Genomic DNA, 23,038 nt, shown 5'->3' on the forward strand with positions numbered 1-23,038 from the left:
CTTTTTTTTAAAGTTTATAAGGAACAAATTTACAAACAAATTTCGATTAATAAAATGCCCGTTATCGATTATATTAACGATTTTAAACATACCCGCATTATTACGTGGAATGTAACAGAATCGAATGAAGAATTGTTAGAATATCTTCATTTAGAGGATTATAGGATGGAAAAATATAATAATCTTCGACCTAAACAGGCCAGAGAATATCTTGGTTTGCGCGCTTGTCTAAAGAAATTGGACTTGGATTATGATGTAAATTATGACGAAAGAGGAAAACCTTTTTTACCTACAAATAAAGAAATTTCCATCACACATTCCTATGGATTGGTTTCTGTTGGCGTGAGCGAATATAATATTGGGATAGATATTGAATTGGCTCGACCAAGAAAAATTTTAAACATTAAACACAAATTTGCGCGTCCAGATGAAATCGCTTGGATTCCGCAAGAGCATGAAATTGAATATTTGCATGTAATTTGGGGAATGAAAGAAGGTTTGTACAAATTGAATGGTGGAAATCTTTGGAATTTTCTGAATCATTATCGTGCAGAAGAATTTGAATTAATAGAGAATAAACAATTTATTTGTTGGATTTCGGATGATGTAAAATCTCGAAAATATCATGCGTTCTACAAAATGATTGAAGATCATTATTTGGTTTGGGTGTTGGATTATGAATAGATTGAAGTTAGAAATTATAATTACGAATTTAGATTTACGATTTAGAATGAATTATTTTAACTCACAACTTAAGAATGAACGATTTTATTGATTACATCTTTGCTCCTTATAAAACCTATTCTACACTGAATATTTTACTTGAAATAATTGCAACTTTATTTGGGATTATTTCCGTTTATTATACCTACAAACGTAATATTTTGGTTTATCCAACCACTATTATTTCGACGTTTATTTTCATCTATTTATTTTTTAATTGGGGATTATACGGCGAAACTATTATTAATATTTACTATACTTCAATGGCGATTTATGGTTGGATTTTGTGGCAAAAAAATCTCGAAGCAGATCATAAACATGTCGATGTTTCGTGGGCTTCGAAGAAAGAATATTTATATGCAACTTTACTTTTCGCGTTGAGTTTTATCTTTATTTTGACGATTTATTATTTCCGTCCAGTTATTCAAAATGGTTTTGATTTCAGTTTTATCAACCAATGTAAATTACATTATACCAAAATTGATTTTGTAGACGCTTCGACGACCGCTATCTTTTTGATTGGAATGTGGATGATGGCGCGACGAAAAATTGATAATTGGTATTTCTGGATTATCGGCGATTTAATCATGATTCCATTAATGATTTACAAAGGAGCAGTTATCACTTCTGTGCAATATATTGTCTTATTGATTTTATCATTTATCGGATTAATCGATTGGATAAAATCAGTAAAAAACTCCCAAAAAATAGTGAGCTAAGAAATAATTTAAAATTAGTATTTTAGCCTTATAAATTGAATTTGAAAAACCTATAAAAATTACGAATATGGAAAATCAACACGTATATCAACAAAACCAATTGGTTGCAGAGGCAACGAGCGTAGAAAGGGCAAATTTCTATAAACATACTTACGGACACGTTGCTGGAGGAGTTTTGGTATTTGTTTTAATCGAATCTTTGATGTTAAAATCAGAAGCATTAGTAAGCTTCATGTTGAGTTTAACTTCTGGATATCTTTGGCTTATTTTATTAGCAGGTTTCATGGGAATTACATGGGTTGCTCAAAAAATGGCGTACGGATCGATTTCAAAATCTAAACAATATTTAGGCTACTTTTTATATATAGTTGCAGAAGCTTTAATTTTTGTACCAATGCTTTACATCGCATTGTATTATGGCGGAACTTATGTGATAAAACAAGCAGCTGTAGTAACAGGCGGATTATTTGTAGGATTGTCAGCTATTGTATTTTTAACAAAAGCAGATTTCTCTATTTTACGAGGAGCATTAACTATAGGATTTTTCTTAGCAATTGGATTGATTATTGCAGGGATGTTATTCGGGTTCGATCTAGGATTATGGTTCTCAGTTGGAATGTGCGCCTTAGCTGGTGGAGCAATTTTGTACAACACTCACCAATTAAAATATGAGTTCGGAACACAACAGTATGTTGCAGCGGCATTGTCGTTATTTGCTTCATTAATGTTATTGTTTTGGTATATTTCGAGAATTTTTATGAGTAGAGATTAATCATGAAGAAACAATAAATTTGTATATTGAACCGTAGCATTTTTGTTGCGGTTTTTTTATTTAAGATACTATGACAGATAAAGAAAAAGAAGACGATAGAATACAATCTCCGTTTCGACCAAAAGATTGGAATGAGATTAGAATAAATGATTCTTGGGCGTTGTTCAAGATTATGGCAGAGTTTGTAAATGGTTACGAAGTAATGTCTAAAATAGGACCTTGCGTGTCTATTTTTGGTTCGGCACGTACTTCTCCAGATCATCCATATTATGCATTAGCAGAGGACATTGCGTATCGATTAACGCAAATAGGTTTTGGTGTAATTACTGGTGGAGGTCCGGCAATTATGGAAGCTGCAAACAAAGGAGCGCAAAAGGGTGGAGGAACTTCTGTTGGATTGGGAATTACATTGCCTTTCGAAACAGACTTGAACAAATATATCGACCGTGAATATGAAATTAATTTCGATTATTTCTTTGCACGAAAAGTAATGTTTGTGAAATATTCACAAGGATTTATCGGAATGCCAGGAGGTTTTGGGACGTTAGACGAATTATTTGAGTCGATGACATTGGTACAAACGAAGAAAACAGGACGTTTCCCAATTGTGTTAGTTGGAACTGAATATTGGTCAGGTTTAATTGATTGGATCAAAGAAACAGTTTTGAGAGAAGGTTATATTTCTGAGAAAGATTTGGATCTTTTCCGTTTGGTTGATACAGCAGAAGAAGCAGTTGCTCACATCGAGAATTTCTACGAAAAATATAATATTAAGCTTAATTTTTAAGCAACAAAAAACCTCATCATTTGATGAGGTTTTTTTATATTTTTATGATTGAATTTATTTTAAATCAACTACTTCAAAAAACATATCTTGGTAATCATCAGCTTCATAAAAAATACCAACTTTATTTTTTGATATATTCGTTAAAACGGAATAAGCCGAAGAATTTGGTTCAATAGTTTTGATAAAATTCCATGTTTTCGCTTGATCTTTACTTACTTTCAATCCCAGATTTTGACGATCTTTTGAATCATGCAAATTACTAAACACAATATTTTTTCCTAAAACTAATGTCGATGCATTACAAATTGGATCAATTAATTGTTCTTCCATTTTAGAAACCCACGTTTTTCCTTGATCTTTTGAGATAAATATTTTACGGAAACCAGCATTTTGAACGCGCGCATTTAACATCCAATCTTTGTTCGGAAGTTGTACAATATTTGTTTCGTCTGCTTTATCTGCAACACTCGAAATTCGTTCCCACGTTTTTCCATGATCTTTACTTCCGAATACGTAAACACCGTCTTTCAATCGAACCAATGTATTCAAAATCCAACCTTCTTTTGTGTATGCGCCACGACCAGAAGTAATGAATTTAAAATCTTTTTTCCATTCCGTTGGCGTAATTTGGTCTGTAATATCAACAGGTTTTGACCACGTTTCTCCATTGTCAGCACTTTTTACAAAATGTAATCGAAATTCATTTTTCGCAATTTTTTTGATTCATGTAATTGTAAAAAAGATAAATTTCTTTTGTCTTTTCATTCAAAACCATCGATACATCAGAAGCAGATTCTTGATCTGGAAAATCGATAACTCGCTTGATTGCTGACCATGTTTTTCCCTTGTCATCACTTTTCCTAATCACAATATTGATATTAGGATTGTAAAGTAAATCGCCACAATTTGGAACACGCTCGTCGATTGCCGCAATCAATATTCCTTTTGCTGATGTAATGATACTCTGAATGCGATAACATTTGACATCCGATTGATTTTTGATTGTAAATAAAACTTGTTTGTTGGTTTGGGCAAATCCCAGCGTATAAGCGAAGGAAAAAATGGCAAGTAGAATTTTTCTTTTTTGTCATGGTGTAAATTAACCGACAAGTTATTGATTTTTCAACGATTTGTGAAAATGAAAAGCCATCAAAACGAATTTTAATGGCTTTTTTTAAAATTAATTTTTAATCAGTTTCGCCGACGATTTTCGATTTTTAGCTTCAATGTCAAGAATGTAAATACCTTTTGGTAATTCTTTGATGTTAAATTGATGTATTGCTGAAAATTTTCCTGAAAATTCTTTGACCAACTTTCCTGATAAATCATAAATTTTTACTTTTTCTGAATTAATATTTAATGAAAAAGAGGAAGAAACTGGATTTGGAGTTACAGAGATTTTTTCTGAATTAACCTCAATATTATCTGTTGATAAATTTGCTTTTGCATTCCCGAAAATTCTAAATTCACCTGGATTTAGATTAACTGTAAATGATGAATTTGTATTGGTGACATTCAGCGTTGTTTCGTCCATCAAATTGTACCAATTTCCTGTAAATGGAAAAAGTGGCGCAATTGCTTGAGTGCTTGTTGTGAAGTTTGCAATAACAATTACCTCATATAAATCAGACGACGATAATAAATTATTTGTAATCTGAATACGCGGTTTTAAATCTCCAGATGTAATTGTATAATTATCAGTTTCGAAAACTTTGTTGTTTAATTTAAGACCAATAATTTTTGACCAAACTTCATAAACAGATTTTCTATCGGCATTTGTTAAGTAACCAATTTCGCTTGGAATAGGTTTTGGATTGGTGCGACATCCGTCATTATTTGTTCCATCTTCGCAATGATTGATCGAATAATCATATCCTAATTCTCCAAATTGCCACAACATTTTAGGACCAGGAATCGTAAATAGAACGGCACCTAAAGCTTTTTGTCTTTCTAAAGAAGTTTTTAAATCTTTTACATTATAAGTTCCTGATGATGCACCATATTGTAAATTCTTGTACATCATTCTTTCTTCATCATGACTTTCTGCGTAGGCAACCAAATGTTTTTTCGTAAAACCTTTTACAGTATGCTTCAACCAATCAAAGTTACTATCCGAAGCATATCCCATTGTATTTTGATTAAAATTATTAGTCGCTTTACCCCAAAGCATAATTCCTTTACCTTCGTTAATGCGATAATTCGCCCATTCTGTTTCCTCTTGTGCTGAACCATTATTTCCTAAATGTTCAAAAATGATGTAGGAATTCGGATCAATTGTCCATTGCATATCTGCATATTTTTTTAAAATTGCTACACGATCAGCCTGATATCCGTTTGTACAAGTTTCATCAGAAGGTGTACAATTTTGTGTAAATCCTTTTGTTAAATCCCATCTAAATCCATCAATTTTGAACTCTTCAATCCAATGTTTTAATGTACGTTGTACATAATTTTGAGTTGGTGTTAATTGATGATTTAAATCGTATCCAACATTGTAACTATGTTTTGAGGTTTGATTAACATAAGGATTTGTAGTAGTTGGTTCTCCAAAACCATCATTGTCGGGATCATTCATCCACATTCTAACCAACGGAGATCGACCATAAACATGATTTAAAGCAACATCTAAAATGATTGAAATTCCATTTTGATGACACAAATCGATGAACTTTTTCATTTTATCTGCTGGTCCATAAGCTTTATCCAAAGCAAGATGATAAGCTGTATTATAACCCCAAGAAATATTTCCTTCAAACTCCATTACGGGCATAACTTCGATTGCGTTGATGTTTAATTTTTTGAAATAATCAAAATCATCAATTAAAGATTGCCATGTTTTTGTCGAATTGAAATCACGAATTAATAATTCGTAAATCATCAAATTCTCTTTATTTGGGCGATTGAAATTTGAAACTTTCCAATTGTATTTTGCTTGATTTGTTTGTAAAACCGAAACTTCAAATTGTTGTCCAGTAGGATATACAGGCATATTTGGGTAAGTTGCTGCGGTAATATACGGATCATCATAAGGCGATAAAACTAAAGTCGAATAAGGATCTGCAGTTTTGATTCCATCACTTGTTCGATATTGAAACGTATAGATTTCACTTGCTTTAAGATTAGATAATTCAATCCAATATAAATCCTTGTTAGTTGTATCTCGATTCATCACATATTGATCAGAAAGTTGCCAATTATTGAAACTTCCGATTACATGAATGAACTCTTTTTGTGGAGCGTATAAAACCAAATATGCTTTTGTAAAATCATTATTCAAATAATTAATTCCTTCATGTAAATTAGATGGAATGGCTACATCTTTAACCGTTGGTTTGATATTAATTGTAAAAGATTTGCTTATTGTTTGACCATTAAAAGTTGCATTTAATGTATAATTCTGATTTTGTAAAATGGTATAATTTTTATCAAAAGAAGTTGAATTATTTAATGCATCAATTTGAGTTCCGTTAGCAGATAATGTCCAATTAGCAGATTTTGTAGCTATCGCTTTGATGTTAAAACTTGATCCTGAAGAAACATTTGTAATTGAATTTTCGAGCGGATTAGTTAAAGTAACTTTGAAAGAACCTACCGAAATAGAAAGATCCGTAGTTTGTTGTTTTCCATCTGCACTTCTAAAAACAACATCTATTGCTGTAATATTTTTAGAAGTATCAACTCCATAGAATTGATAAATAGATGTAGGGATTTCTAATTTGTAGGTTGATCCAGAAACGAAAGTTAATTTGGGTTGAGTGGTATTATTTCCCCAACTTTCAATTATATTTTCCCATTGTTTTCCATCAATAGTTACGCCTGTATGCGCATAAATATCTCCTGAATAATTGGCAAGACCTGTTCCTGTTTTATCGAAGTTTATTACAACTGCTTGGTTTGCTTCGGGTGGTGAAGGAGTTGTTGTAATTTGTGCTTTGGTAAAAGATATTACCATTAAAAGCATTAAAATAGATAGAATGTTTTTCATGTTTTGTGTAGTTTTAGAAAAAAGCCATTAAAAAACGTAATTGAATTTTAATGGCTTTTAAAAAATTATTTGTTGATGAGAAAAAATTTTATTGAGCTTCTACTGTATAAGTTTTCTTGTTGAAATTAGCTGTGATTTTATATTTCCCAGCTTTTATTTTGATGTTAGTACCGTCTTTGTCTGTTAATTCTCCTGCATTACTTGTACCACCAAAATTTGTTCCCCAATCATTATTTAAACGGAATTTAAATTCTCCATCTTTTAATGTTGTAGTAATAGTCCAAGCATCTAAAGTACCATCATAAGACAATTTTTGGTCTGGACCATCCCATCCGTTTGCTGTAGCGTCACCTACTAATCCCCAAGAATAATTATCTAATTTATAAGTTAGATTTGTTAAGTCCATAGTTATCTTGTAAGTACCGGCATCTACTGCGATGTTTTTACCTCCTTTTTCAAGTTTTCCATTAGATCCACCATAATCTAACTCCCATTTGTTGTCTTGACGGAATTTGATTTCACCAGCTTTTAAATCTGTATACGCTACAAATACATTTGTAACATCAGTTTTCCAAAATTGAACATCTGGCCCGTCCCAACCGTTAGGAGTAGCAGAACCAACAACACCCCAATTTGTAGATAAATCTGTTGGATATGGCGTTATTTTTAATATATTGACATTAGAAATTAACTGTTGAGAACCAGGAGTACCAACTGTAGAGACAATACGATATTCTATTTCTCCTTCTTTAAAAGGTTCTAATCCTAAAGCAATAACTGCTAAATTCAATTCTTTTACGGTAACATCAGCTGTTAATGTTGAAGTTGAAGTAAGAACTTGATGATTTTCAAAATTATCTCCTTTTACATCAATTTGTAATTCATATTTAGGAGGAGTATTTGTTCCATAATTTGCGGCACTCCAATTAAATGTCATTGCTGTATTTGCAGCATTTTCTTCTAATAATTCAATTGTTGATGAAGCAGGTGTTTCTACTTTCGGTGCAACAAAATTTGAGGGATCTAATTTGATGATATCTTCATCATCGTTACATGCGCTTAAGGCAAAAATACTCGCACAAGCTAACGAAATATATTTTATAAAATTTTTCATCTTAATAACCTGGGTTTTGAGTTAAGTTTGGATTAATGACAATAATATTGTTTGGAATTGGGAAGATAGCTTTTGTAGCATCTACAGAAGTTCCGTTTTGAACGCCTCCTTTCCAAGGCCAATTGTAATTATTTGTATATCTACTGAAACGAATTAAATCCGTTCTACGCGTTCCTTCCCAGTACAACTCTCTTGATCTTTCTGCTAAAATGAAATCTAAGTTTAATTGTCCGTCAGTAATATTACCTGATGTATTTCCGTATGCACGAGTTCTTAATTCGTTGATTAAGCTCAATGCAGTTGCACGATCACCACCAGTTCCTCCACGTAAAACAGCTTCGGCATAGTTTAAATAAACTTCTGCTAAACGAATTATAGGAACATCTGTGTCAACATATTCTCCTGTTGCGTCGTTTGCACTTTTTCCGTCTGAACGTTTATTTGACCATTTGTAAACAGCATAACCTTCTCCAAATGTACCTATGTTGTTAATTTCAAATGTTTGTCCATCTGTAAAGAACATCGCACGTTTATCTTTCCATGCAGTTGGATTTCCGTTACTGTCTTTCGTTGTTACAGCATCTGTAAATTGATTCACCAATGCTTTTGTAGAACGAGGACCTCCCCATCCACCATTTACACCATAATCAGCAGCTGTCATTTTTCCACCAATTGCAGCTTTTACTAAGAAAGTAGAACCTCCATATGTACGAGAATTATTTCCGTCAAAATTTAAAACGAAAATAGCTTCGTTCTGCGCGCCATTCGTATTGTTATCAGCTAAAAATAATTCGTCATAAGCAGAACCATTTTTATTTCCATCAGTTATGTTAAGCGTATATCCAGCTTGCATAGCCAATTTAGAATAAGTGATGGCTTCTGTATATTTTGCTTCACCAATCCAAGTTTCTGCATTTAGATATAAACGAGATAATAATGCTTCGGCAGCTGCTTTGTCTACACGTCCGTATTCGTTTGTACGACCAGCTTTTAATTCAGCTTCGATAGCTTTTAGTTCGCTTTCAACGAAAGTGAAAATCTCTTTACGATTGCTTTGTTTCGGTAATTCAGAAGAAACTTCTGTTACTAACGGAACATTCGCATATAAATCCATTAAGCTATAATAAGCATATGCTCTAATGAAACGCGCTTCAGCTACATATTCTTTCACTTCTGGAGTTGTGCTTGATAAAGCTTCAGCGTTTGCAATAAATGAATTAGAGAAAGAAACGGTTTGTGCTAAACGATAATACATCGCTTCAACAAAACTGTTACTTGCTCCCCAAGAAATCTCATGCAAGTTTGGTAAACCTGGATCTCCCCAGCCAACAATAGATTCGTCTGTTGTTAATACATTTAAGTTGAACATTAAACGAGTATATTGAGAAGCACCTTCGTCAATACCTTGAATATCTCCACTTCCCGCTGGACCTTTTTGTCCAGTAAGTGCTAAAGAAGAATATACTTTTGCTAAAGCAGATTTTGCAGTAGCAACATCTTTGAATACATCAAATTGTGTATAAGTATCTGGATCATTTGGCATTAAATCTAAATCATCATGACATGAAGAAACAGAGAAAGCCAATGCCGCAGCTAAAATATATGTTGAAATTTTAATCTTTTTCATTGTAGTTTTCTTAGAAATTAACATTTAAACCAAATACATACGTTCTCGGTCTTGGATAAAAACTATTATCAATTCCGCGGTAAATTTCAGGATCTAAACCACTGTAATTTGTGAATACAGCTACGTTTTGAACCGCTCCATAAAGACGAATATCTAATCCTTTGATTGCTTGTTTTAGGTTGTAACCTAATGTAATGTTATCAATACGGAAGAAAGATGCATCTTCTATAAAGTGGTCACTTAACAAATTAGTTTCTGTGATACTTGTGAAACCTGTGTTGTAGTAGCTTGAAAGCACATTAGATAAATAGTTTTGACCATTTCCTGTCGCTTTTTTGCTGTAACCTTTAGACGAAGCCATGTTATTGTAAGCATAGTTTCCGATATTAGCACGAGCAGTTGCACTTAAATCCCAATTTTTGTAACGGAAGAATGTATTGAATCCCATTGTTACTTTTGCGAAAGGACTTTTGTGAATATAACGGTCTTTTTCGTTGATGATTCCGTCGTTGTTCAAATCTTCGTAAGCTCCTTCGATAGGCTTTCCGTTTGCATCATAAATTTGTTTGTATACGTAGAAACTAAATGGTTCTTCTCCTTCACGTTGAATTTGAATATTGTTACCAGTTCCTCCATCGATACCACCTGTTAAATTATCAGTAGGTAAGTTGACAATTTTATTATCATTAAAAGCGATGTTGTATCCAAAAGACCAATCAAAATCTTTTGTTTTTACGATATCAGCATTGATGCTAAATTCGATTCCTTTATTTTCCATATCACCGATATTTTTATCGATCATATTTCCAAAGTTTGTAAATGGATCTACATAAACACTCGCAATTAAATCACTTGTTTTTTTCTTGTAAACGTCTAATGTACCATAGATTCTATTTTTGAATAAAGAGTAATCAATACCAGCATTTAATGTACTAGAAATTTCCCATTTTAAATCACCATTAAATGGTTGAGGACGATAAGTTTGATAGAATGTTGAACCAAATTGATAATAAGCAGTTGATTCTGATCCTTGATAACGCGTTAAGAATTGGAAGTTTCCTAATCCGTTCACATTACCAACTTTACCATATCCAACACGTAATTTCAAATCATTTACAACAGAACTTCCTTTCAAGAATTCTTCTTTAGAGATATTCCATGCAATAGCTGCAGAAGGGAAATAACCCCATTGGTTGTCATGGCTTAATTTTGATGAAGCATCTGCACGCATAGTAGCTGTTAAGATGTAACGATTATCAAAATTATAGTTTAAACGTCCGAAGTATGATAGTAAAGAATAGTGATCACGGTCTACGAATGTAAATTGATCAGAACCTTGTTGTTCTAATTCACTATCGTAATTGGTGTTGTATGTATTAAAGTATTGATAACTGTAACCTCCAACAACAGTTAATCCGTGTTGTCCAAAATCTTTGTTGAATGTTAAATATGCATCAAATAATTTGTTGTAGAATTGTGCGCTAAATGTTGTTTTAGAACCATCCCATGTCAAAGAAGAGTTTGGCATATTTGCAGTTGTTACATTACGTCCATTCGCATTAGAAATATCATAACCTACATTAACTGTTGCAGTAACAGATGGTAAGAAATGTAATTTATAATCCATTTTTGCATTTCCTACAAAACGACGAACTTCTGATGTATCTCTGTTTTCGTTGATTAATGCAACTGGGTTAGTTGGCGCTAAATTGTGTTTAACAGATCCGTCCATCCAAGTGTGGTAACCTCCAAATATATTTGCTCCAGAATAAACTGGTTGAGTTGGATCATACTCTAAAGCAGCTCCAATTGCACCTCTGTTTGCAAATTGATTTTCGATATAAGAACCTCGAGCATTCAATTCAAATTTTAAGTGATCATCTAAGAAAGATGGACTTAAGTTCATAGAAGCTGTTGTACGATTGATGTTATCTCCTTTCAAAATACCATCTTGATCTGTGTTAGAAATAGAAAAACGAGACGGCATTTTACCTCCAATATTTCCTGTTGCACTAAAGTTGTGATCAAAACCTACAGCTGTTCTATAAATTTCTTTTTGCCAATCTGTATTTGCGTTACCTAAACGAGAAATTTCGTCAGCTGTTCCTACAGATTTTACCAATTCACGGAATTGATCTGCATTCATTACATCAATATAACCTTCTGGTTGATAAATTGATGTAATTGAATTATAATTAAAACGGAATTTTTTTCCTTTTCCTTTTTTAGTTGTAACCATTACAACCCCATTCGCAGCACGAGAACCATAAATGGCAGTTGCAGAAGCATCTTTCAAAATAGTCATCGTTTCGATGTCGTTAGGATTTAAGAAATCCAAAGGATTTCGAGAACCTCCAATATTTACTTCAGATAAAGGAACACCATCAACTACATATAATGGTTGAGAGTTTAATGATAACGAACTATTACCACGAATGATAATGTTTTGACCGTCACCAGGAGCTCCACCAGCAGATGTTACCACAACACCAGCGATTTTCCCTGTCATTAATTCTTGCGCAGAAGTGATTGATCCTTTGTTGAAATCTTCTGAATTTAATTGATTTACAGAACCTGTGACATCTTCTTTTTTAGCTGTACCATATCCAATTACAACTACTTCTTTCAAGTTTTCTGTCGTTTTAGACATACGAAGTTGTAATTGCGTTTGTCCCGCAAAAGTTATTTCTTGATCGTCATAACCAAAAAAACTGATAACAATTATATCACCATCGTTCGCTTCTAATGTAAAATTTCCTTTTTCATCAGAAACTGTCGATTCTCCTGTTGTAATGTTCGAAACATCTGCACCAGCTAAAACCGTGTTATTAGCGCTATCTTGTACTGTTCCTTTTATCGCAGTTTGTGCAGATAAAATAGCAGGGCTTGATAAAACTAATGCTAGAAGAGATTGTTTTAAAATCCTCATATATTTTTTGTTTTGTTTCGTTAATTATTAATTTATATTTTTACTTCTCATTACCAAATATAAGTTGTTTAATTGATTGATTGTGTATGTAATACACTAACTAGTTAAACGAAAACGTTTTCGTGTTAATAAATAATTAAATTAATTGTTATAGCATGTTAATTTTTAATAAAAAAGACGGAAATTAGTAGAATAAGATTGATGGTTAAGGTAGAAAGAAGATTATGAAAAAGAATTTGACATTAAAACAGATTGCAAAAGAGTTAGATGTTTCGATATCAACGGTTTCTAAGGCGTTGAAAAATAGCGAAGAGATTAGTGCTGTAACGAAACAAAAGATTCAGGCATTTGCAAAATTATACAACTACAAACCGAATAATATAGCATTAAGTCTAAAGAATCGTAAAACGAAAACCATTGCCGTGATTATTCCCGAAATCGTTCACGATTTTTTTGCGATGGTAATTAGTGGAATCGAAAATTTAGCCAATCAATATGGTTATAATGTCTTAATATGTTTGTCAAATGAATCGTACGAACGTGAAGTGATTAATATGGAGATGCTTGCAGCGGGTAGTATAGACGGATTTGTGATTTCTCTTTCGAAAGAAACTCAAGCCAAAAAAGATTATCATCATATCAAAGAAATCATCAACCAAGGAATGCCAGTTGTGATGTTCGACCGTGTAACGCGTGAGGTTTATACTGATAAAGTGATTATTGATGATGTACTTGCGACACAAGAAGCAATTCAGTATTTTATAAGTAAAGAACGCAAGAAAATCGGTTTTATCACAACGCCAGATTATATAAGTGTTGGACGCTTAAGAACCGAAGGATATAAAAGAACATTAGAAGCGAATGGAATTGCAGTTGACGAAAACTTGATTTTGCGTGTAGAAGACGAGAGTCAGTTGGACACTATGATTGATGAGTTTTTCGAAAAAAATAAATTTGACGCAGTAATGGCAGTAAATGAATTATATGCCGTAAAAGTGTTGAGAGCAGCACTGAAAAAAGGAATCAAAGTGCCAGAAGAATTACATTTAATAGCTTTTACAGATGGTGTAATTTCCAAGAACTCAATTCCAAGCATTTCTACAGTCAAACAAAATGCATTCAAAATGGGTGAGATTGCAGCGCGTTTATTGATTCAAAAATTAGAGTCAGAAAACGAGCATGAGCATTACATTACCGAAGTTGTCGGAACAGAATTATTACACAGAGAAACTACAACGATTTAGTAAGTTTTTTTTGGTTAAATAATTGTTACAGTTGCAATAATCCCAAAAAAAAGTTTTAACATTGTAAACAAATCAAAACATATTTTTACTTCTCAAATTACAAAAATATAGTTTTGATAAGCATAAAACGCTTATCGTAAAATACATAAAAAAATTACGATAATGAGAAAGCGTAGATTAGGATTTCTTGAAATCTGGAATTTAAGTTTCGGATATCTAGGAGTTCAAATGGGTTTCGCCTTGCAAAACGCAAATGCGAGCCGTATTCTAAGTTCATTTGGTGCCGATGTGCACGAATTGTCTTGGTTTTGGATTGTTGCACCGCTAATGGGATTGATTGTTCAACCTATTATTGGTCATTATTCAGATAATACTTGGTCTAAATTTGGACGAAGAAAACCATACTTTTTAGTAGGAGCTTTATTGGCTTCTTTCGGATTAATCTTAATGCCACAAGCAGGTGCATTTACGGCATTGATGCCTGCATTATGGATGGGTGCTGGATTCTTGATGATAATGGATGCTTCATTCAATATCGCGATGGAACCGATGCGTGCATTTGTAGCAGATATGTTGCCTTCGGATCAACGTACATTAGGATATTCAATTCAAACTGTAATTATTGGTTTAGGAGCTGTTGTCGGTTCGTGGTTGCCTTATATTTTGAGCAACTGGTTTGGTGTTTCAAGTATTGCAGCGGAAGGAGAAGTTCCGTTTCACTTAATTTTATCATTCATTATTGGAGCAATTGCAATTATTGTAACCGTTTTAATTACCATTTTTACCACAAAAGAATATTCGCCAGAAGAATTAGACGCTTTCGAAAAAGCAGAAGGTAGAGAACCAATTGTTGAAGAAAAAGCAAGCTTAACACAGATTTTTACCGATTTTGGGAATATGCCAAAAACGATGAAACAATTAGGTTTGGTACAGTTCTTTACGTGGTTTGCATTATTCGGTATGTGGGTATTTGCTACGCCTGCAATCGCTCATCATGTGTACGGTTTGTCTTTGAGTGATACACATTCAGAAACGTACCAAAAAGCAGGGGATTGGGTTGGAATTATCTTCGGAGTTTACAACGGAATTTCTGCAATATTCGCCTTCTTTTTACCAGCAATAGCCTTAAAATTTGGTCGAAAAACAACACATGCTATTTCATTAATTTGTGGAGGATTAGGATTAATTTCAATCTATTTTATTCACGATCCAAAATTACTAATCCTTTCCATGATCGGAGTAGGAATCGCTTGGGCAAGTATCTTATCGATGCCTTATGCAATTTTAGCGGGAGCAATTCCAGCGAAAAAAATGGGTGTTTACATGGGAATTTTCAATTTCTTCATTTGTATGCCTCAAATCGTCAACGCATTGTTAGGCGGTCCAATTGTAAAATATTTATATCACGATAATCCAATTTTCGCCATTGTTACCAGCGGTGTTGCGCTAATTATTGCAGCACTTTTTGTAACGCGCGTAAAAGATGTGGATGAACCAATCAAAGCATAATCATTTTGAAAACTAAAGCATTTATTTTTGATTTAGATGGTGTCATCGTCGACACTGCAAAGTACCATTATTTAGCATGGAAAAAATTAGCGAATAATCTAAACATCGATTTTACGCACGAACATAACGAATTATTGAAAGGTGTTTCTCGTGTGCGATCATTAGAAATTATTCTTGGATTGGGAAATGTTGAAGCTTCTGATGAGCAGAAAAACGAATGGTTAATTCAGAAGAACAAAGAATATTTAGAATACATTGATAAGATGGACGATTCTGAAATTTTACCAGGCGTTATGGACGTTTTAAACTTTCTAAAAGAAAACAATCAACCAATTATTTTGGGATCAGCTTCTAAAAATGCACGTCCAATTTTAGAGAAAGTTAATATTCTAAATTATTTCGATGATATCGTAGATGGAAACGATGTTTCTAACGCAAAACCAGATCCAGAAGTTTTTATCGTTGGAGCGAAAAAAGCGAATCAAACAAACGAAAATTCAATTGTATTTGAAGATTCTGTTGCAGGAATTGAAGCAGCAAATGTAGCAGGAATGACAAGCATCGGAATTGGAGAAGCTTCGGTTTTGAATGAAGCGAAATACAACTTTAAAAATTTTACTGAAATCTCAGAGGATTTCTTGGTCGAATTAATCAATCAATAATTATACAAACTACATACAACAAACAAAATGAATCAAGATTATATCATCCCGAATGCGTGGTCAATTATCGAAGAAGGGTTTGAAAAAGATCGTGTAAAATCGTCTGAAAGTTTATTTTCTATCGGAAATGGAGCAATGGGACAACGTGCCAATTTCGAAGAATTTTATTCAGGTGATACATTTCAAGGAAGCTATATTGCCGGCGTTTATTATCCTGACAAGACAAAAGTGGGATGGTGGAAAAACGGTTATCCAGAATATTTTGCAAAAGTATTAAATGCGCCAGTTTGGATTGGAATTGACATCGAAATTAACGGTGAAAAATTTGATTTAAACACTTGTAAAGAAGTTAAAAATTTCCGTCGCGAATTGAATATGAAAGAAGGTTTATTGGATCGTTCATTTATTGCGATTTTACCTTCAGGATTAGAAATTGAGGTTTTTGTTCGACGTTTTCTTTCTGCTGATTTAGATGAATTAGGAGCAATTAAATATGACATCAAACCAATCAATGATGATGCGAAAATTGTCTTCAAACCTTATGTTGATGCAGCTGTAAAGAACGAAGATGCGAACTGGGAAGAGATTTTTTGGGAACCAATTTTTTCTGAAATTAAAGGTGAACAAGGTTTTGTACAAGCGCGTACGTTCAAAACTCATTTTGAAGTCGTAACATTTATGCAGAATAAAATCTTGGTAAATGGAAGTTATCAACAAAATACACCAACAAGTGATGTTAAAACTGAAACAAAAGTAGAATTTACATATGAAGTTGAGGTAAAAGCGAATGATACCGCGACAATTGAGAAATTTGGAGGTTATGTAGTTTCGACAAATCATCCTAAAAATGAATTAATTAACGCTGCCGAAAATGTATTATCTCAAGCAAATGAACAAGGTTATGAACAATTGTTAATAAACCAAAAAGAAGCTTGGGCAAAGATTTGGGAAATGGCTGATATCACTATAGAAGGTGATACAAAAGCGCAACAAGGTATTCGTTTTAATATTTTTCAATTAAATCAAACGTATTCTGGAAAAGATGAGCGTTTGAATATCGGTCCAAAAGGCTTTACGGGAGAGAAATATGGAGGTTCTACATATTGGGATACAGAAGCATATTGTTTGCCATTTTACATGGTAACAAAAAATCAAGAAGTTGCGCGAAACTTATTAATGTATCGTTTTAATCAATTGGATAAAGCGATTGAAAATGGAGAAAAATTAGGCTTCAACAAAGGTGCAGCTTTGTATCCGATGGTTACGATGAATGGTGAAGAATGCCATAACGAATGGGAAATTACATTCGAGGAAATTCACCGTAATGGAGCTATTGCATTTGCGATTTACAACTATGTTCGTTTTACGGGAGATCAAACGTATATTCCAGAAGCTGGTTTAGAGGTTTTATTAGGAATTGCACGTTTTTGGAAACAGCGTGTGAATTGGTCAAACGACAAAAAACAATATGTGATGTTAGGAGTTACGGGACCTAACGAATATGAAAATAATGTCAACAACAATTTCCATTCAAATTATTGTGCACAATGGTGTATGAATTATTTGTTGGAACAAGTTGAAAACGTCAAAACAAATTATCCAGAGGATTTCGCTCGAATCGCTGCAAAGAGAAGTATTACTGATGCTGAATTAGCAGAAATGAAAGAAGTTGCAGAGAATATTTATTTTCCATTCAGTGAAGAATTAGGAATTTATTTACAGCAAGATGGTTTCTTGGATAAAGATTTAACACCTGTTTCTGAATTACCAAAAGAAGAACGTCCGATTAATCAAAAATGGTCTTGGGATAGAATTTTACGTTCAGCTTATATCAAACAAGCAGACGTTTTACAATCGTTCTATTATTTCGAAGATCAATTTTCGAAAGATCAATTAGAAAAACATTTTGATTTTTACGAACCATTAACGGTTCACGAATCATCATTATCGCCTTGTGTTCATTCCATCCAAGCAGCAACGTTAGGAAGAATGGAGCAAGCATATACATTTTATTTGAGAACTTCTCGTTTAGATTTAGATGATTATAACAAAGAAGTTCACGAAGGATTACACATCACATCTATGGCTGGAACTTGGATGTCGATTGTAGAAGGATTTGGTGGAATGCGTGTGAAAAACGATCAATTGTATTTTGAGCCGCGTTTACCAGAACAATGGGAAGGTTTTTCGTTCAAAGTCAATTTCCGTCATCAAATCCTAAAAGTTATTGTAAATAAAGGAGAAACAATTTTTGAACTGGAAGGAACAGAACCGTTAGAGGTTTATGTTTTCGACCAGAAAGTAGTTGTTCAGCCTTCGATTTAATAAAGGGAATCTAATACCTTGAAGGCTTCGGTTTTCAGGGTATTTTTATTTAGAATAGATGTTTTAAGTTCTAAGTTTATTCTGAAAACGTATTTTAAAAAAGTCATCCTGAATTCATTTCAGGATCGCATGAAGCAGAGAATGAGAAGCTGAAACAAGTTCAGCTGGACAGAGAATTTAAAAAGATTCTTTGATAAACTCAGAATGACAAGTTCATTAACGACAATAAAGTAAATGTCATTCCGCAGAATGGAGGAATCTAAAAAACAAAACACATGAAAAAAATACTATTATTATCATCTTTCCTATCAACATTTGCTTTTGCACAGATTCAAAAAGTAGAGCCAATGTTTTGGTGGAAAGGAATGAAAAATCCAGAAGTTCAAATTCTGGTTTATGGAAAAGATATTAGTAAATACAATATTGAATTATCGGATAATGTAAAAATTCAAAATTTACAGAAAACTGAAAATCCAAATTATGTTTTTGTAACGATTAATACGAATGAAGTAAACAAATCATCATTCAAAATTAACATCAAAAACAAAAATAAAATCGTTGATTCGTATACATACGAGTTAAAAGATCGTCAACCAAATTCAGCGAATCGTTCATCGTTTTCATCAAAAGATGTGGTGTATTTAATTATGCCGGATCGTTTCGCCAATGGAGATGAAAGCAATGATTCGAAAAAAGAATTGCGTGAGAAAGTTAATCGTCAATTGCCAGGTGGTCGTCACGGAGGAGATTTACGAGGAATTATCAACAACTTAGATTATATCCAAAATTTAGGAGCCACTGCAGTTTGGTTAACTCCAGTAAACGAAGACAATGAAAAAGAATATTCGTATCACGGGTATGCTCAAACCGATTTATATAAAATTGATGGTCGTTACGGGACAAACGAAGAATACCGTGAATTGTCTCAGAAATTGAATCAACGTGGAATGTATTTGATTCAAGATTATGTCACGAATCACTGGGGAATCTCACATTGGATGATTCAGGATTTACCTTCAAAAGATTGGATCCATACATTTCCAGAAGGAGAAAATGGATTCCGTCGTTCGAATTATAGAACAACAACCCAATTTGATCCTAATGCTTCAGAGATTGATAAAATAGGCGCATTAAATGGTTGGTTCGATACGACGATGCCAGACATCAATCAAGCAAATCCATTAGTATTAAAGTACATCACTCAAAATGCCATTTGGTGGATAGAATATGCCGAATTAGGAGGTTTACGTGTAGATACATATCCTTACAATAACAAAGAAGGAATGGCAACTTGGGTAAAAGCAATTACAGATGAATATCCCAATCTAAATGTAGTAGGAGAGGCGTGGATGCATTCGCCAGCTCATGTATCGTATTGGCAAAAAGATTCGAAAATCGGTGAAATGGCGGGGTACAATTCGAATTTACCAGCGGTGATGGATTTTTCGTTGTATGCAAATATGACGAAAGCTTTTCAGGAAGAAGAATCGTGGGATAAAGGTTTGGTGAAAATCTACGAATCATTCACGAATGATTTCTTATATCCAGACATCAATAATTTATTGGTCTTTTTTGAAAATCACGATACCGAACGTTGGAACGAAATCTACAAAGGAGATATTAAGCCGTATCAACTAGCAACGACTTTAATCGGAACGGTTCGTGGAATTCCACAAATTTATTACGGCACTGAAATCGGTATGGCTGGAGATAAAAATACTGGTGGAGATGCAGCAATTCGTCAAGATTTTCTTGGTGGTTGGAAGTCTGATACACAAAATGCATTTAATCCAAATTCACGAACAGCAACGCAAAAAGCGTTCTATGATTTTACAGCGAAAGTATTCAATTGGCGTAAAAATAAAGAGGTGATTCATTCCGGTAAAACCAAACATTATGCACCAATCAATGATGTCTATGTGTATTTCCGATACAATGACAACGAATCGGTAATGGTGATTTTAAATAATAAATTAGATAAGCAAACCCTCCAATTGGATCGTTTTGAAGAATCGATCAAAGGATATCATACTGGAAAAGATATTTTATCGAATCAAGATTTCACAATTCATCCAAACGGTGAAATCACAATTGATGGAAAATCTTCGATGATTATTGAATTGATGAAATAGAATTACTGTCACACTGAGCTTGTCGAAATGTTTTTTATAATTCTTAAAAAGCTCAGAATAACAAAATCGTATAACGTAAAACATATCACGTACAACGTAAAAAGCAAATGAAAAAATTAACAACAACTATATTTACTTTACTTGCCATAGGCGCATTAAATGCCCAAATCATTGAATCGCCATCAAAGGAAGTAAAAGTTAACTTCGAATTAACAGCTAATGGTCAACCATCGTATTCGGTAACTTATAAAGGAAAAGAAATTGTAAAACCTTCAACATTAGGTTTCATTTTAAAAGATGCAGAAGCTTTAGAAAACGGATTTACAGTTACAAATTATACGACTAAATCAGTAAATGATGCTTGGCAACCTGTTTTAGGAGAATACAAAGAAATTAAAGATATTCATAACGAAGGTACGTTTCAATTAACGCAAACTTCTACTAACCGAAATGTAAATGTTACGTTTCGAGTTTTTGATGAAGGTGTAGCTTTTCGCTATGAATTTCCGAAGCAACAAAACTTAAATTACTTTGTCGTAAAAGAAGAAAAAACACAATTTAATTTAACAGGAGATCATCAAACATTTTGGTTACCTGGTGATTTCGATACACAAGAATATACATACATCGAATCGAAGATTTCAGGAATCGATCACAGTAAAATTGATATGAATAATGGGATTGGAGTGAAATCAATTGGGAAACCAAATTCAGTTCAAACGCCATTACAAATGAAAACTTCGGATAATATTTACTTAAATATTTTCGAAGCTGCAGTGGTTAATTATCCAGTAATGCATTTAGAATTTGATAAAAACTCCTATCAATTCAAATCGCATTTAGCACCAAACGCAATTGGAGATTTAGCTTATTTACAAGCGCCTTTCAACACACCTTGGCGTACAATAATGGTATCAGATGATGCCCGAGATATCGTAGGGAAAGGTCCTCAAATGATTTTAAATTTAAATGAACCATCAAAAATTGAAGATACATCTTGGATTAAACCAATGAAATATGTCGGAATTTGGTGGGAAATGCACGTTGGGAAATCAACGTGGGATCGTCAAGGAACTCAAAACGCACAAAACCAAGTCGGACAGGAGGCAATTAAATTTCCTCACGGAGCGACTACAGAAAATACAAAACGTTACATCGACTTTGCAGCGAAACACGGATTCGACGGAGTTTTAGTGGAAGGTTGGAATGAAGGATGGGAAGATTGGTATGGGAACTGGAAAGAAGATGTTTTCGATTTCACAACACCTTATGCTGATTTCGATATCAAAGAAATTTCTGCTTATGCAAAATCAAAAGGTGTAAAAATGATTATGCACCACGAAACTTCTGGTTCAGTAGCCAACTACGAACGTCGTTTTGACCGTGCAATGGAGGTAATGAAACATTACGAATATCCTGCAGTAAAAACAGGTTATGTTGGTCGCATCATTCCAAGAGGAGAATATCACGATGGACAAACAATGGTCAATCATTTCAATTGGACGGTAGAGCGTTTCGCTGAAAATAAAATTTTAGTCAATACACACGAGAGTTCTCGTCCTTCGGGTTATCACCGTACGTATCCAAATTATATTGCTGCTGAGGCAGGGAGAGGAAACGAGTTTAATGCATGGAGTTATGGAAATCCTCCAGCGCACGAAACCATTCTACCCTTCACACGTCAGTTAGGTGGTCCTATGGATTATACGCCTGGTATTTTTGAAACAGAAATGAAAGTGTATAATGTTGGTCGTGATACAAAAGTGCATACCACTTTAGCGAAACAATTGGCTTTATATGTGACGTTATATTCTCCGTTACAAATGGCTGCCGATTTACCAGAAAACTACGAGAAGTATGCCGATGCTTTCCAATTCATCAAAGATGTGGCAGTGGATTGGGACGATACAAAATACTTAGAAGCTGAGCCTGGTGATTATTTAACAGTAGCGCGTAAAGCAAAAGGAAGGGAGAATTGGTTTGTAGGTGCGATTACAGATGAAAATCCTCGAAAAACTGAAATTAAATTAGATTTCTTAACGCCTGGAGTAACTTACGAAGCAACAATTTACCAAGATGCGAAAAATGCACATTGGGATAAAAATCCAAAAGCATACGACATCAAAAAAGTAAAAGTAAATTCAAAATCAAAACTGAAATTGAATTTAGCGGCGAGTGGAGGAACAGCAATTTCGATTTTTCCAATAAAGTAGAAAATGTTTTAAGTTCTACGTGATACGTTTTACGTAGAACTTCTTTCAATTCTCATTAATAAATTGTCACACTGAGCTTGTCGAAGTGTATTTTTAAGCTTCTTTGATAAGCTTAGAATGTTATTTAAAGTAATCTTGAATAGGTCACTGAGCGAAGTCGAAGTGCAGGATCAAATTAAAGATGATGAGAAGCTGAAATAAATTTAGCTTGACAATTTGAATACTTTTTTATCAAGAAAAGAATATTGGAGAATTAATTCTTCGGCAATCTCAAAAAGACAAAAAAATATAGATATA

16 protein-coding genes are annotated in these 23,038 nt (G+C 33.5%); 10 read left to right on the top strand and 6 right to left on the bottom strand.

Translation table 11 applies throughout. The annotated features are described in order from the left end of the window. The first annotated feature begins 54 nt into the window (after positions 1-54). From B3792_RS01510 to B3792_RS01525, 4 genes are all read left to right on the top strand, one after another. Entirely contained in the window at positions 55-684 is a 630-nt protein-coding gene (locus tag B3792_RS01510) for a 4'-phosphopantetheinyl transferase family protein (protein WP_291068669.1), read from the top strand. 74 nt (positions 685-758) lie between these two features. After that, positions 759-1,442 (top strand): nicotinamide riboside transporter PnuC, encoded by a 684-nt coding sequence (pnuC, locus tag B3792_RS01515; protein WP_291068671.1) that lies wholly within the window; start codon positions 759-761, stop codon positions 1,440-1,442. Positions 1,443-1,509: 67 nt separating this feature from the next. Further along, positions 1,510-2,214: a Bax inhibitor-1/YccA family protein gene (locus B3792_RS01520; RefSeq protein WP_291068673.1), complete on the top strand. Its 705-nt coding sequence runs from the start codon at positions 1,510-1,512 to the stop codon at positions 2,212-2,214. A 70-nt stretch (positions 2,215-2,284) separates the two neighbouring features. Then, positions 2,285-3,001: a TIGR00730 family Rossman fold protein gene (locus B3792_RS01525; protein ID WP_219033784.1), complete on the top strand. Its 717-nt coding sequence runs from the start codon at positions 2,285-2,287 to the stop codon at positions 2,999-3,001. Positions 3,002-3,055: 54 nt separating this feature from the next. On the opposite strand, the gene B3792_RS01530 is transcribed toward B3792_RS01525, so the two are convergent. From B3792_RS01530 to B3792_RS01555, 6 genes are all read right to left on the bottom strand, one after another. After that, positions 3,056-3,724, bottom strand: a complete 669-nt coding sequence (locus B3792_RS01530; RefSeq protein WP_349676201.1) for a sialidase family protein — start codon at positions 3,722-3,724, stop codon at positions 3,056-3,058. Continuing rightward, a complete protein-coding gene (locus B3792_RS01535) occupies positions 3,702-3,938 on the bottom strand; it encodes a sialidase family protein (RefSeq protein ID WP_257468011.1) in 237 nt (78 codons plus the stop codon). The genes B3792_RS01530 and B3792_RS01535 overlap by 23 nt, the downstream gene beginning before the upstream one ends. Positions 3,939-4,181: 243 nt before the next feature. Further along, complete coding sequence (locus B3792_RS01540; RefSeq protein WP_291068675.1) at positions 4,182-6,986, bottom strand: alpha-amylase family glycosyl hydrolase; 2,805 nt, start codon at positions 6,984-6,986, stop codon at positions 4,182-4,184. Positions 6,987-7,074: 88 nt separating this feature from the next. Beyond that, positions 7,075-8,100, bottom strand: a complete 1,026-nt coding sequence (locus B3792_RS01545) for a SusE domain-containing protein (RefSeq protein WP_125349454.1) — start codon at positions 8,098-8,100, stop codon at positions 7,075-7,077. Position 8,101: 1 nt separating this feature from the next. Then, positions 8,102-9,727 carry a RagB/SusD family nutrient uptake outer membrane protein gene (locus B3792_RS01550; RefSeq protein ID WP_038331160.1) on the bottom strand — a complete coding sequence of 542 codons (1,626 nt, stop codon included), beginning with the start codon at positions 9,725-9,727 and terminating at the stop codon, positions 8,102-8,104. Positions 9,728-9,737: 10 nt separating this feature from the next. Then, positions 9,738-12,656, bottom strand: coding sequence for a SusC/RagA family TonB-linked outer membrane protein (locus B3792_RS01555; protein ID WP_125349452.1), 2,919 nt, complete (start codon positions 12,654-12,656; stop codon positions 9,738-9,740). A 224-nt stretch (positions 12,657-12,880) separates the two neighbouring features. Here B3792_RS01555 and B3792_RS01560 point away from each other — a divergent pair, with 224 nt between their 5' ends. The 6 genes from B3792_RS01560 (at position 12,881) to B3792_RS01585 (ending at position 22,741) form a co-directional block, all read left to right on the top strand. Beyond that, positions 12,881-13,900: a LacI family DNA-binding transcriptional regulator gene (locus B3792_RS01560; RefSeq protein ID WP_038331040.1), complete on the top strand. Its 1,020-nt coding sequence runs from the start codon at positions 12,881-12,883 to the stop codon at positions 13,898-13,900. A 162-nt stretch (positions 13,901-14,062) separates the two neighbouring features. After that, a complete protein-coding gene (locus tag B3792_RS01565) occupies positions 14,063-15,409 on the top strand; it encodes an MFS transporter (RefSeq protein ID WP_038331042.1) in 1,347 nt (448 codons plus the stop codon). Positions 15,410-15,414: 5 nt separating this feature from the next. Beyond that, the gene (gene pgmB / locus B3792_RS01570; RefSeq protein ID WP_221853995.1) at positions 15,415-16,071 is read left to right on the top strand and encodes a beta-phosphoglucomutase; all 657 of its coding nucleotides are present in this window, start codon (positions 15,415-15,417) and stop codon (positions 16,069-16,071) included. A 27-nt stretch (positions 16,072-16,098) separates the two neighbouring features. Further along, the gene (locus B3792_RS01575; RefSeq protein WP_114998830.1) at positions 16,099-18,396 is read left to right on the top strand and encodes a glycoside hydrolase family 65 protein; all 2,298 of its coding nucleotides are present in this window, start codon (positions 16,099-16,101) and stop codon (positions 18,394-18,396) included. Positions 18,397-18,671: 275 nt separating this feature from the next. Beyond that, positions 18,672-20,528, top strand: a complete 1,857-nt coding sequence (locus B3792_RS01580; protein ID WP_291047710.1) for a glycoside hydrolase family 13 protein — start codon at positions 18,672-18,674, stop codon at positions 20,526-20,528. A gap of 107 nt (positions 20,529-20,635) precedes the next feature. Further along, on the top strand, positions 20,636-22,741 hold the full coding sequence (locus tag B3792_RS01585) for a glycoside hydrolase family 97 protein (protein WP_219033777.1): 2,106 nt from the start codon (positions 20,636-20,638) through the stop codon (positions 22,739-22,741). The last annotated feature ends 297 nt before the right edge of the window (positions 22,742-23,038 follow it).

The organism is Empedobacter sp. UBA5924 (assembly GCF_002431085.1).
In the GTDB taxonomy this organism is placed as follows: domain Bacteria; phylum Bacteroidota; class Bacteroidia; order Flavobacteriales; family Weeksellaceae; genus Empedobacter; species Empedobacter falsenii_B.